Origin of the sequence: Amphritea atlantica (genome assembly GCF_024347255.1) — a bacterium.
GTDB classification, from domain to species: domain Bacteria; phylum Pseudomonadota; class Gammaproteobacteria; order Pseudomonadales; family Balneatricaceae; genus Amphritea; species Amphritea atlantica.
This window is the reverse complement of the sequence record NZ_AP025284.1, coordinates 3,819,042-3,831,686: the sequence shown is the minus strand read 5'-3', so window position 1 is coordinate 3,831,686 and position 12,645 is coordinate 3,819,042. Positions and strand designations below refer to the sequence as shown.

The following is a 12,645-nucleotide window of genomic DNA, read 5'->3' as shown; positions in this document are numbered from 1 at the left end:
CCTCCATCAGTAATGATGGGGGCTTTTTTGTTATAACGGCTGCAAAATACCGGTCATGATCGCCAGCGCCACTAACCCCACAATCGGTAGTTTTAAGGTTCTCAGCAGGAAGAAACCACAGATCATCAGGGCAACGTCGACAGAGTTATTGACCGCAGTGATAAAGACCGGTTGATAGAGTGCGCTGAGCAGCAGACCCACAACTGCCGCGTTAACGCCACTTACTGCACCGTTCAGGATGGGCTTTGCGGCCAGTACCTGCCAGTTTTTTAACACTCCCAGAAGCAGCAGAAAACCAGGCAGAAAAACGCCGGCAGTGGCCAGCAGGGCTCCCGTGATGTGAGCCGAAGGAAGCAACTGATAGCCCAGATAGGTGGCCAGCGTGAACATCGGTCCGGGCACCGCCTGAGCAGCGGCGTAACCGGTGATAAAGCTATCGCTGCTGAGCTGGTCACCGACGATATTTTGCAGCAGTGGCAGCACCACATGACCACCGCCAAATACCAGACTGCCGGCCTGATAAAAGTCAGAAAAGAGCTGAACCGAGGGGCTGAATGGTGCCAGCAGTGGCAGCCCGGTTAACAGAATTACAAAGAGAATCAGCGAAAAATGTACTTGCTTTGCTGCGGCTTTTTCCGACCTGTTGCCAACCCGCTCTGTGCTATCTGATGCTAAATCGACCGGGTGGGGTTTCAACCCGATCAGGCCGACCATTGCCGCCGCCAGCAGCACAGCGATCTGGCTCCATAAACCGGGGATGGTCAGCATCACCGAGGCGCAGATCACCGCGATGGCTGCGGTCAGCTTTCGCTGACAGAAGCTTCTGACCATCCCCAGGGTGGCATCTGCCACGACTACTACTGCCAGCAGTTTAAGGCCATGGATCACACCCTGAAACAGCGCGTTGTCAGTCAGAGAGCTGCTCAGCACTGCCAGCGCCAGCATCAGCAGGACCGATGGCAGGGTGAATCCTGTAAAGGCGGCTAACGCGCCGATCAGTCCGCCGCGGTGATAACCCACGGCAAAGCCCACCTGACTGGAACCGGGTCCGGGCAGAAACTGACTCAGGGCGACCAGTTGAGCGTACTCGGTATCGCTGAGCCAGCTGAGTTTTGTCACAAAGGTGGTGCGAAAATAACCAATATGAGCGGCGGGGCCGCCAAAGCTTATCCAGCCGAGCAGGAAAAACTGTTTAAAGATCGTTAAAGCGTTCATCATATTCCGGATAGATCAGCAAATAAGCGCCATTATCTGACAGCATTGTTACAGCGATAAGTGGATTGATGTGATCGGCTGATACGCCACTTTTTTCGTTTTGGCTGGTTTCCGGGTCGCTGTGAGACAAGGCGTTTTTTGCCAGTGCAAGTAATATGCTTCAGCCAGCGCAATTAAACGGCATACCTCCTTTTAAGTAATTGAATGAGATCGCTTGTGTACTAGAATGGCGCGAGCAGACTTTTTATAGATCGCTGATCTATGGCGACGTTGGATAGGACATTATGAATCAGGCAACTGTACAACTATTAACCGATTACTACGCAGCTTTTAACCGTCAGGATATGTCTGCATTTTTAGCCCTGCTCACCGATGATGTGGTTCATGATATCAATCAGGGGGGCCGGGAAGTGGGGAAAACCGCTTTTGCTCAGTTCATGGATCGCATGAATGCCCATTACAAAGAGGAGATCGTTAATATCTCCATCACCACCAATGAGACTGGTGATCGTGCTGCCGTTGAGTTCACTGTATTGGGTGAATACCTTTCGACTGATGAGGGGCTGCCTGAAGCAAACGGACAGCGATATAACCTGCCTGCTGGTGCTTTCTTTGATATCCGCGATGGCCTGGTTGCCAGGGTGACCAACTACTACAATCTGCAAGACTGGATCGCCCAGGTGTCAGGCTGATCGGCGATGTTGAGATTTAAGCGACTCTCAGGTGAGGCGTTAACCCGCTATCTTCCTGAACTGGCGCAACTGCGCATCCGGGTATTTCGCGACTGGCCCTATCTCTACGATGGCGATCTGGCGTACGAAGAGCGTTACCTGCAAACCTATATTCAGGCGCCCGACAGTGTCATCGTGTTAGCGCTTGATGGGGGTAGGGTGTCAGGGGCTTCAACCGGTATCCCCCTGAAACATGAAACCCCGGAAGTACAACGCCCCTTTATCGAGGCCGGTTTTGATCTCGACAGGGTATTTTATTGTGGCGAATCGGTGCTGCTCTCCGCTTATCGGGGGCAGGGCGCGGGGGTTGAGTTTTTTCAGCAGCGGGAGGCTCATGCCCATGACGTTGGCGGCTTTGACTTATGCTGTTTTTGCGGCGTACAACGTCCTGATGACCATCCGGCCCGTCCTGCGGGTTATGTGCCGCTTGATGATTTCTGGCGTAAACGGGGTTACCGTAAACACCCGGAGCTGAGCACTACTTTCAGTTGGAAAGAGTTGGGCGAAACCCATGAATCGCCCAAGCCGATGACCTTTTGGATGAAGCGGCTATAATCCTGACAGGATCTGAGCCAGACGATCAGTCACTATCAGCCTGTGCAGACAGAATCGGAAACAGTGGATGAAAAACGTCAAAGTAGCAGTCTCTCAGTACGACATCGGCTTTTTTACGCAATGGCCAGATTTTTCTGACAAGTTAACCCACTGGGTGAGAAGTGCGGCTGATAACCGGGCGAAACTCCTGCTGTTCCCGGAATATGGCAGTATGGAGCTGCCATCGTTGTTGGGTAAAACGGTTTACAACGATCTTCATGGTCAGCTGGACGCGATGCAGTCCCTTTATCCGCAATGGCAGGCGTTGCATATCGAACTGGCGCGGCAGTTTGATCTGATGATCTTAGCGAGCTCTTTCCCTGTGCAGCAACCGGATGGCTCGTTTCGCAACCGTGCTAACCTTTATGGTCCGGATGGCCTGATCGGTTATCAGGACAAACTGATCATGACCCGCTTCGAAAATGAACAGTGGCGGGTGGCGGCAGGTAGTGAAATCAAAATAATAGAGTCTGATATCGGCCCACTGGGCATCAATATCTGTTACGACTCTGAGTTCCCCATGATCGCCCGTCAACAGGTCGAAGCCGGGGCTAATCTGATACTGGTGCCCAGCTGTACCGATACTGAAGCCGGTTTCCACCGGGTACGGATCGGCTGTCAGGCTCGTGCTCTGGAGAATCAGTGTTATGTGCTGCAATCCCCCACCTTTGGCCGGGCGGATTGGTCAGAGGCGGTTGATGTCAACACCGGTCGGGCCAGCATCTACACCCCGGTAGATTACGGTTTTCCCGATAACGGCATTCTGGTCGAAGGCTCGTCAGACCGGGCGGAGTGGATCTATGCCGGGCTGGATCTGGAATCAATCGCACGGGTACGGGCAGAGGGGCAGGTGTTTAACTATCGGGACTGGGACAAGCAGAAGGGGCTGAAATCGAAATGAGCCTGGAGGCTTATGCCTTAGTGAAAGGAGATGTTTACACCGGAGGCACTAAGCGTACCGGGGTAGTGAATTTGCTCTGAACGGTCGGCTTCAGAAACAGCCCGGGTCGGTCCGGTTAAACATCACTTTTCTTGATTAAAAACAAATTATTAGCGTGAAAAAAAGCAGGATATACAGCTGACTGGTTTTATACTGTGAGAATGTCATAGAATGGTCATTCTTTTAGTTAGGCTGCGTTGGTGTCTCTGTGAACAAGCCTCTTCGTTACTCCCGCACTGAATGGCGGCGGCGTGCGGCAATTATAGCGTTTGCTGTTTTTGCCTTTGTCAGTTACATCGTGCTGATCTCCCTTAGCCTGTATCATGCCAGAGAGCGGGAGTTAGAAACGGTACTGACTCAGCAGACGAGCCTGGTGAAGGTATTAGAGAGTCAGGCTGACGCCACCCTCAAAAAGATCGATACAGTACTGCTCTCAGTGCAGCAAAAACTCACCGGAACGCCAGCAAACCTCCGCCCGGAACCCTCCGTGATAAATCAGATACTGGCATCTCACCTTGCGTTGATCGGTGAGTCTCAGAGTCTTCGTGTGGCGGATGCTCAGGGGCGATTTATCTACGATGCCAGTGGTGTTCTCCATTCCGCGACCATCAGTGATCGCAAATATTTTTTACGTAATCGTGCCGATCCCAACGGCGAATTAATCATCTCTGAACCGTTGTTTGCCCGTATCACCCATAACTGGGTGGTTACTGTCAGTCGGCGCATCAATGATGACAAGGGTGGGTTTGCGGGGCTTATTCAGGCAGCTGTGCGAGCCGAGTTCTTCGAAAACTTTTATGAGTCTCTCAATCTGGGAAAATCGTACAGCGTGACTCTGGTCGATGGAAAGTCGCGCATGCTGGCCCGCTTCCCCGTAAAAGAGGACCAGTTGGGTAAACCTATCAAGAGCCCTCTGTTACGTGATTTTATGGCGAGTGGTGCCAGCGATACCCAGTACACGACTATCTCTGCAGTGGATAATGTCGAACGAAGTTATATGGTGCGTAAGGTCGGCCCCTATCCCCTCTATCTGATTATCGGTCATACAAAAAGCGATCAGTTGTCTGCCTGGCACCAACAGCTAGTCTGGAGTATTGTCGGCATCGTCGTGCTGGGAGGGGTGTTGCTGGGCTGGATTATTGTCTGGCTCCGCAGTTACGATTCGGCACTGGCGCTGGCGGGACGAATGACCTCGGCTTACGAAGTAACACTGCAACGTATGCGTCATCTTGCCGGACATGATCCACTGACTGACTTGCCAAACCGGGCTCTTCTGGAAGAGCGGATGGCGACTGCACTGGCTGATACAAAAGGTCGCCGGGCGGATCTGGTGCTGATGTTTATTGATCTGGACCACTTCAAGGATATTAATGACACCCTTGGTCATGCGGTGGGTGACAAACTGTTGGTTCAGGTGGCGGAACGTTTGCGGCAAGGGCTGACGAATCAGGATACGATAAGTCGTCAGGGAGGGGATGAGTTTGCCGTTCTGTTGCGGGGTTATGCCAACCTGACCCAGGTGGCAGAAACGGCGCAACGACTGATCGAAGAGCTTGATCCACCCTTCGAGGTCAATGAGCACGAACTACGGGTAACGGCGAGTATCGGTATCAGTGTTTATCCACAGGATGGACCCGATATTGTCACACTGCTGAAGAACGCGGACACCGCCATGTATCAGGCTAAAGCTGAAGGTGGCCGAGGCTTTCATTTCTTTACTGAGGAGATGAATGCCCGGGTGCTTAATCGCGTTACCCTGGATAAAAATCTGCACACTGCGCTGGAGCATCAGGAGTTTGTGTTGCTCTATCAACCGCAGGTTGACGGCGCCAGTGGACAGATTACTGGCGTCGAAGCTTTAATCCGCTGGCACCATCCGCAACAGGGGGAGATATCCCCGGCCCAGTTTATACCCGCAGCTGAAGAAAGCGGAATCATTAATGGCATCGGCGACTGGGTTTTAAATCAGGCCTGTTTTCAGACACGGCACTGGCTCGATCTCGGTCTGCCAGAACTGACCATGGCGGTGAATATTTCAGCGGTGCAGCTGCGCCAGCCCGATTTTGTCGATAAGGTGATGGCCACGCTTCGCCAATATCGCCTGCCGGCTGAATACCTGGAACTGGAAATTACCGAAAGCGCGCTGATCCGCGATACTCAGAGAATTGTCCGCATCCTCAATGAGTTGCGTAAACAGGGGGTGCGACTCTCGGTAGACGATTTTGGTACGGGCTACTCCAGCCTGGCTTACCTGAAAAACCTGCCCTTCGATAAGATCAAGATCGATCAGTCCTTTATCCGGGGGATCCCTGAAAGAGAGGATGATGCCGCAATCACTGAAGTGATCATTGGGATCGCCAAAAGCTTAAAAATGGAACTGATTGCGGAAGGGGTGGAAACCAAAGAGCAGTCCGCATTTTTGTTACAGCACCATTGTCAGCAGATGCAGGGGTTCTTTTTCGGCAAACCGATGTCCGCAGCGGAGATTGAGCAGCGTTTACGACAGAGTGTTGAAGCATGCCCCATTCAATAACGTCGGATTAACGGGGTGTATGTCGTTTATGTGAAGGTGGCACCTGCCGTTATCGGTCAGATAGATTATCAACAATATAGCGGTGCTTTTTTCCTGGAAGCGGTTTTTATGGTATTCCTGCAGTTATGACTTTATCCCGTGAATTTTATCGCCATGGCCCCGTTGTCCGACAGGGGCAGTCCGTTACCTTTCTCGATGTCAGAAAACGTTTTGATTTCAGAACCATCGGTATTGGTCGCTGGGTGACGCAGCCGGAGCAGGAAAGGGCAGCCGGACTGTTTTATGATGCTCTGGTTGATCTGATGACCATCTTAAACAGTCCCGAGACGCTGATATCCCTGCGTGGCACCCTGTCTTTGCAGTATGGGATTGGTGGGCGTCCCGGTGTCGCGGCGCATTATCAGCCATCCACCCGTTGCTTCTCGCTGGCTAAAAATGCCGGGCCGGGCAGTATTGCCCATGAGTGGTTTCATGCGCTGGATCACTACCTGGGCGGTACGGCGTTTGCTGATGCTCCGACAGGGATGTTTGCGTCAAAAGCCTGGTTGTCAGATGCGACGCCGGTGGTTCATCCATTGAATGATGACCTGTACGCCTGTTTCAAAAATATTATGTTAGATGAGGACGGTGAGTCCCCCAGTGAGCTGTTTGAGGCATCCGTTAAGATCGACAGGGAGATGAATCAGGTTTACTACAGTCAGGCTGAAGAACTGTGCGCCCGGGCATTTGAAGCCTTTGTTCAGGATGCCGCTATAGCCAATAATTTTCTGGTCTCCGGGACGAAAGCGACAGCTGAAGCCCGGCACGGCCTCTATCCGCAAGGCGAGCAGCGGCAGCGTATCAATGCGGCGTTTCAGCGTTACTTTAATCGCCTGGGGGCAGCATTGAATCGGGAGATTCGCAGCAATGCTGACTAAGGAGCAGGGAAGCGTATTAGGGTTTTCGCTGAGCACAGATGTTGGTCATAGCAGCGACTGAATGATCTCAAATATCACCACAGAGAGCACAGAGAACACAGAGAGGAGCCGACTCATCGTAGCCTCCTCCTCTCGTGTATCGTTAGCAGAACGCTTCACGACATAAATCTCTCGCTTTTTCCTTTTAGTTTAGAAACTAAAGTTAAGCGCCAGGCTCAGGCGTGTATCTTCGCTATTATTGTTGGCGACCATCTGCACAACGCGGCCACTCAGTGACGTTTGTTGTGAAATCTGGCCATTGATGCCCAGCGTAATCTGACCATAACTGTCATCCTCGCTGACTGATGGCAGACTAAAGCGGTTGTTCGGCATGTTGGTCAGCGCAACTGAGACCGGGTCTGGATCGTTACCGAAACTCTGTGTCCAGACTGCCGCAGCGAAAGGTTGCCAGCGCCCTTGTGTTGACTGCAATTGCCAGCCCAGACTGCCGGTGAATTGATTACGGGTCTGGCTGTCATATTTCATCGCCGTGGCACTGCCGGTTGAGCTCTCTTCGGTGAATCCAGACAGATCCTGCAGTTGATAGCCCAGTCGTGCAATGGGGCCATGACTCAGGGAGTCACTGCCAAACAGGTAGTTTACGCCCAGTTGCATACTGATCTGTGTTCCTTCGGTGCTGCCTTTAACGGTGCGTGTCGCTGGTCCAAGATCAACCTTACGACGGGTGTCGTAGTCACCTTTGGTGACGACAATACTGGTCTGCCACTGCCATTGGGAACGTTGCCAGCCACTGTACAGACTGAAGGATCGGGCTTGCGTCTCGACAGAGCCACCCGACAGGTCAACATCGTCACGGCTGACATGAAAACCAAAGCCGAAACTGTGATCGGCATTACGTTGGGTAATACCTGCCCCGACAGAGGCCCGGCTGCCCTCAAGTTCGGCGTTGCCCGTACCGCCCTCTCCGATAACCCAGAGGTCGGTACTGTCTTCTGCTTGCAGAAAGGATTGTGCCAGACGTCCGTCAATCGCATCCATCAGGGCAAGCTGTTGGTAGTGAACGGCACGGCCTATGCCTTCAGCAAAGGCCGGCGCGGTGAGAATGCTCTGCACGTAATCACTGATAATCTGGTGACCGCCACTGGTTGGATGCACACCGTCAGCATAGAGGAATGTCTGGTCAGTTCCGCTAGCATACCCTCCCGTACCTTCAACACAGAGCAGCGAGGCCGTTGCACCGCAAGCAGGCGTCGTGACATTGGCAAAACCATAGAGCCCAGGTTGCGCCGAAACCTCGTTAAGCAACGTAAACATGTCGACCGGTATCACCTCGATACCACTCGCCTGCAGGGTAGCCAGTAAAACACTGTTATAACCCTCAGAAAGGGCGGTCAGGCTGGCGGCACCGGCGGCCCCCTGAGACACACCAAAGGGTGTTGCGCCGATATCGGGAAGGGTTGGCACCAGCAGATAACGTGCCCCTGCCGCTTTCAGTGCGGCTAGTGCCTGTACCTGCTCACCGGTTGTGGTCGTGATATAACTGGTGATGTCAGCCGGAAGCACCCCGCCGCCAGCGATCCAGAAGATATCATTGGCACCACCCCAGAGTGTGTACAGGGCATTGGGATCAGCAACACCGCCATTAGCGCTCAGGTAATTTTGCACCTGTGTGGTAATCGGTGTTGCGCCACTGGCAGGTGCCGCACCAATGCCAGGGGTTCCGCTAATGCGGGCACCGCCCTCCGCATAGTTAGTGCCGCCCTGGTTGGCAGGGCTCAGCGTTACCCCATACTGACCTGCGAGCAGTTCAGACCAGACGGGGCCTGGGTTGGTGGTGAATTTAGCGGCCCCGGTATACGTCGGGTCGACCATCTGCAGAAGCGGTAGAAATGAGCCCGAGTCGGTGAGACTATCGCCAAAATAGTAGGTATTACTGAAATCCGCCGCCTGAATCTGAGACGCCATTAGCACTGTTATCAGGGAGGAAAGAACTGTTTTATGAGTCATTTTGCCTTCCATGCTTATTATTCTCTATGAGTAAGAAAAGGACATATGAACTTAAGCAAAACCACCTTCCATCGCAATGGCAAAAAGCGCAAGAATGTGTGGCAAATCAAGTCACGCGTGAATGTTTGTCGTCAGATTCTGCTTCACCTCTGCATTATATGGAATTAACATGATCATCAGCGTCGCTGACTTGGTAACTTACTGAGTAGTGGTGCTTAGTCGGCAATCGTTGCCGATGATTATAACTTTGTGATTAAAATTCTCAGGGCGGGGTGCAATTCCCCACCGGTGGTAGACAGGGTGCTGCGTACAGACAGTCACCAGGTAAGCCCACGAGCGCTCGATTCGTCGAGGTCAGCAGATCTGGTCCAATGCCAGAGCCGACGGTGATAGTCCGGATGAGAGAGAATGAATAAACACATCAGATACCGGGTGGGCGTAATTACGTCTGCCCATTTTTGTTTGGTGTTGCTTTTAATCCCTCAAAAACAGCCCTGATTCTGGTTAAATTTTAGGAGCTAAACCATGAATCAGTTTTCTTTACTTACCGAATTCGGTAACCCTGTTCTGCGTGTTGAACGCGCCCTTGAAGCCCTTCGACATGGTCAGGGCGTACTGCTTTTAGACGATGAAGACCGCGAGAATGAAGGGGATATCATTTATGCCGCAGAAAGTCTTACCTCCTCGCAGATGGCGCTGATGATCCGTGAAGGCAGTGGAATTGTCTGCCTGTGCCTGACGGATGCTCAGGCCGATCAACTGGAGTTGCCTCCGATGGTGACTGTCAACAATAGTCAGAATCAGACTGCTTTTACGGTGTCAATTGAAGCGCGGCAAGGGGTCACCACCGGCGTCTCGGCTCAGGACCGGGTGACCACCATCCAAACCGCTATTTGTGCCGACGCCAAACCCAGCGATCTTGCCCGTCCAGGGCATATCTTTCCCCTGCGTGCGCGTCCGGGGGGCGTTTTAACCCGCCGCGGTCATACTGAAGGCACGGTAGACCTGATGCAGATGGCAGGGTTAGCACCGGCGGGGGTTCTCTGCGAACTGACCAACCCCGATGGTAGCATGGCCAAAACCCCTGAGATCGTTGCTTTTGCCCACCTTCATCAGATGCCGGTATTGACCATCGAAGATATTGTCCAGTATCACCAGCAATACCAACAAAAGCAGGCCTGACAGGCACCTGAATGGCAGAGGGTCTCCTCTGCCTGTTTCCTGCCCACCTCTCCGGCATGACGCACCACTTTCAAAGGGTATTCCAGCCCGGATAGGGTTATCTTACTGCCTTTGACAGTTCCCTTGTTTGCGGTTTTTTACCCTCTGTATCCGGGTTATCATCGATTCGGGAAAATCTGGATTTGAGTCATAGACAGCGCAGCTGTAAGACGACTATGTTTATCAGTGAACAGTGGTTGCGGCGCAGGATGGAACGGAAGCCGGTTGTCAGTAGTCATACAGATTAGCTGAGGCTCCCCGTGGGCTGCCAACATGCTGATACCCGCCGTCCGTAATGCCTTGAGGATAGGGGCTGTTCAGATGCTGGACGGCCAGAAGAACAGGAGTTCAACATGTCATTGACATTAAAAACAACGCCAGATCTGAAACCAGACAACGAAGCAGTCGCTGCGTCATCGCAAGCGCAGCAGGCAGAACCCTCTTTTATCGGTCCACATCATAAGTTGCCATCGTTTTCTGAGACGACCGATGATGTGCCGGAGATCGACCGCATCATGCATGCGGTGCTGGGGAAGGTGTACGGGGTATCGCCGGTCGCTCTGGGTTTAACCTATATGGATTGGATCAGCCATCTGGCCCTCTCTCCCGGTAAACAGGCTTTGCTGGCTCAAAGTGCGGCCGAGAAGATGAAGTTTCTTGCCCGTTTTGCCGTATGTCAGGCTCTGGGGCCGGAGCTGGCAGAGAACCCATCGGAGAGCGGTGTTGAGCCATTGCCTCAGGACCAGCGCTTTGATGATGAGGCGTGGCAGCAGTGGCCTTATAATTTTTACCAGCAGGCGTTCCTGCAAGCCGAGCGCTGGTGGGATGAAGCCACTGATGTTCGCGGGATGACACAGCACCACGCCGCCATCCGTCCGTTTATCGCCCGGCAGCTGCTGGATATGTGGTCACCACTCAATTTCCCTCTGACCAATCCACGCATTCAGCAAGCGACGCAGGAGCAGGGGGGGCTTAATTTTTATCAGGGGGCCCGTAACTTTATCGAGGACTGGCAGCGTTCAGTCGAGAAGAAGCCTGCTGTTGGCATGGAAGCGTTTGAGGTTGGTCGCAATATCGCGGTGACGCAGGGCAAGGTAGTGTATCAGAATCATCTGATCGAGCTGATTCAGTATGCCCCGGCAACGGCGGATGTGTACGCTGAGCCGGTGCTGATTGTCCCCGCCTGGATTATGAAATATTACATCCTTGATCTTTCTCCGGAAAACTCTCTGGTGAAGTATCTGGTGGATCAGGGGCATACGGTATTTATGATCTCCTGGCGAAATCCCGGGGCTGAAGACCGTGAACTGGGCAACGGGGATTACCGTGAGCAGGGGATTATGGATTCGCTTGCGGCGATTAATGCCATCGTGCCGCAACAGAAGGTTCATGCTGTCGGTTACTGTCTTGGCGGCACACTGCTGTCCATCGCTGCCGCAGCAATGGCGCGGGAGGGCGATGACCGGCTGAAAAGCATCACCCTGTTTGCCGCTCAGGTCGACTTTGAGGAAGCGGGCGAGTTGCTGATGTTTATCGACGAAGATCAGCTTGCGTGGCTGGAAGACAGTATGTGGGACAAGGGCTATCTCGACCGCCATCAGATGGTCGGCGCGTTTCAGCTGCTGCGTTCCCGTGATCTGATCTGGTCGCGGATGATCGAGAACTATCTGCTCGGTAAGCGTACGCCACCGAATGATATGATGGCCTGGAACGCCGATGCCACCCGCATGCCTTATAAGATGCACAGCGAATATCTGCGCGATCTGTTTCTCAACAACGATCTGGCGGAAGGGCATTATATCGTTGATGGACGGCCCATTGCCCTCACCGATATCCGGGTGCCGGTGTTTGCCGTGGGGACGCAGCGTGACCATGTGGCTCCCTGGCGCTCGGTGTACAAAATCAAGCTGCTCACCGACACCGATGTCACCTTCCTGCTGACCAGTGGTGGCCATAATGCCGGTATTGTCAGTGAACCGGGGCATCCACACCGCCATTATCAGATCGAAACCATGAAAAGCACGGATCAGTATGTTTCGCCTCAAGAGTGGAGTGAACGCACTCCCTCCCAGGAGGGATCATGGTGGCCGCAATGGCAGACCTGGCTGAGACAGCACTCCGAAGGCGAGATCAAACCGCCGCAAACCGGTGCACCGGATAAGGGTTATCCTGTGCTGCATGATGCGCCGGGTGAATATGTCCTGATGCAGTAATCGCTCAGGCTCTACCTTAGCGGCTGATGGGGTCACTCAGACGCCGCTACCTTGTTTCTGCTGCCAGATAGCATCTGCTATCGGTTTAGTTTGCTTTTTCTGCGTACGACTGCCTTTCAGTAAGGGCGCTCAACGGTCTTTTTCAACGCGACTCATTACTTAAATGCATAACTAAAACTTTGTCTTGCAACCGTTTCTATAGGGTTGTAATAAAAATATCTTTTGTCTGTCCTCTGGGGTTCACAATTCCTCCGTAAGCTTCTGGCCCATGATG

The 12,645-nt window shown here is 53.0% G+C and carries 9 protein-coding genes and 1 riboswitch; of the genes, 7 read left to right on the top strand and 2 right to left on the bottom strand.

The genetic code is table 11. The features are described 5' to 3' along the window. Positions 1 to 30: 30 nt before the first annotated feature. Positions 31 to 1,215: a chromate efflux transporter gene (chrA, locus tag OCU43_RS17690; RefSeq protein WP_091357417.1), complete on the bottom strand. Its 1,185-nt coding sequence runs from the start codon at positions 1,213 to 1,215 to the stop codon at positions 31 to 33. A 284-nt stretch (positions 1,216 to 1,499) separates the two neighbouring features. Here chrA and OCU43_RS17685 point away from each other — a divergent pair, with 284 nt between their 5' ends. The 5 genes from OCU43_RS17685 to OCU43_RS17665 all read left to right on the top strand — a co-directional run bounded on the left by OCU43_RS17685 (position 1,500) and on the right by OCU43_RS17665 (position 6,930). After that, positions 1,500 to 1,907: a ketosteroid isomerase-related protein gene (locus OCU43_RS17685; protein WP_091357416.1), complete on the top strand. Its 408-nt coding sequence runs from the start codon at positions 1,500 to 1,502 to the stop codon at positions 1,905 to 1,907. A gap of 6 nt (positions 1,908 to 1,913) precedes the next feature. Continuing rightward, entirely contained in the window at positions 1,914 to 2,501 is a 588-nt protein-coding gene (locus OCU43_RS17680; RefSeq protein WP_091357413.1) for a GNAT family N-acetyltransferase, read from the top strand. Positions 2,502 to 2,568: 67 nt separating this feature from the next. Beyond that, complete coding sequence (locus tag OCU43_RS17675; protein WP_091357411.1) at positions 2,569 to 3,441, top strand: carbon-nitrogen hydrolase family protein; 873 nt, start codon at positions 2,569 to 2,571, stop codon at positions 3,439 to 3,441. Positions 3,442 to 3,688: 247 nt separating this feature from the next. After that, a complete protein-coding gene (locus tag OCU43_RS17670) occupies positions 3,689 to 6,013 on the top strand; it encodes a bifunctional diguanylate cyclase/phosphodiesterase (RefSeq protein WP_217647421.1) in 2,325 nt (774 codons plus the stop codon). Between the two features lie 125 nt (positions 6,014 to 6,138). Then, positions 6,139 to 6,930, top strand: a complete 792-nt coding sequence (locus OCU43_RS17665; protein ID WP_091357409.1) for a CLCA_X family protein — start codon at positions 6,139 to 6,141, stop codon at positions 6,928 to 6,930. 189 nt (positions 6,931 to 7,119) lie between these two features. Here OCU43_RS17665 and OCU43_RS17660 read toward each other — a convergent pair whose 3' ends face one another. Beyond that, positions 7,120 to 8,937 (bottom strand): autotransporter domain-containing protein, encoded by a 1,818-nt coding sequence (locus OCU43_RS17660; protein WP_175483501.1) that lies wholly within the window; start codon positions 8,935 to 8,937, stop codon positions 7,120 to 7,122. 254 nt (positions 8,938 to 9,191) lie between these two features. Continuing rightward, a riboswitch (FMN riboswitch) is annotated at positions 9,192 to 9,351 on the top strand. A gap of 111 nt (positions 9,352 to 9,462) precedes the next feature. Here OCU43_RS17660 and ribB point away from each other — a divergent pair. Together ribB and OCU43_RS17650 are read left to right on the top strand one after the other, a co-directional pair. After that, positions 9,463 to 10,119, top strand: coding sequence for a 3,4-dihydroxy-2-butanone-4-phosphate synthase (gene ribB, locus OCU43_RS17655; RefSeq protein WP_091357404.1), 657 nt, complete (start codon positions 9,463 to 9,465; stop codon positions 10,117 to 10,119). 392 nt (positions 10,120 to 10,511) lie between these two features. Beyond that, a complete protein-coding gene (locus OCU43_RS17650) occupies positions 10,512 to 12,371 on the top strand; it encodes a PHA/PHB synthase family protein (protein WP_091357402.1) in 1,860 nt (619 codons plus the stop codon). The last annotated feature ends 274 nt before the right edge of the window (positions 12,372 to 12,645 follow it).

Excerpts from the sequence above, each read along its gene's own strand:
- chrA (WP_091357417.1), bottom strand. The coding sequence starts at position 1,215 with ATGAACGCTTTAACGATCTTTAAACAGTTTTTCCTGCTCGGCTGGATA.
- ribB (WP_091357404.1), top strand. The coding sequence starts at position 9,463 with ATGAATCAGTTTTCTTTACTTACCGAATTCGGTAACCCTGTTCTGCGT.
- OCU43_RS17660 (WP_175483501.1), bottom strand. The coding sequence starts at position 8,937 with ATGACTCATAAAACAGTTCTTTCCTCCCTGATAACAGTGCTAATGGCG.
- OCU43_RS17665 (WP_091357409.1), top strand. The coding sequence starts at position 6,139 with ATGACTTTATCCCGTGAATTTTATCGCCATGGCCCCGTTGTCCGACAG.
- OCU43_RS17650 (WP_091357402.1), top strand. The coding sequence starts at position 10,512 with ATGTCATTGACATTAAAAACAACGCCAGATCTGAAACCAGACAACGAA.
- OCU43_RS17685 (WP_091357416.1), top strand. The coding sequence starts at position 1,500 with ATGAATCAGGCAACTGTACAACTATTAACCGATTACTACGCAGCTTTT.
- OCU43_RS17680 (WP_091357413.1), top strand. The coding sequence starts at position 1,914 with ATGTTGAGATTTAAGCGACTCTCAGGTGAGGCGTTAACCCGCTATCTT.
- OCU43_RS17675 (WP_091357411.1), top strand. The coding sequence starts at position 2,569 with ATGAAAAACGTCAAAGTAGCAGTCTCTCAGTACGACATCGGCTTTTTT.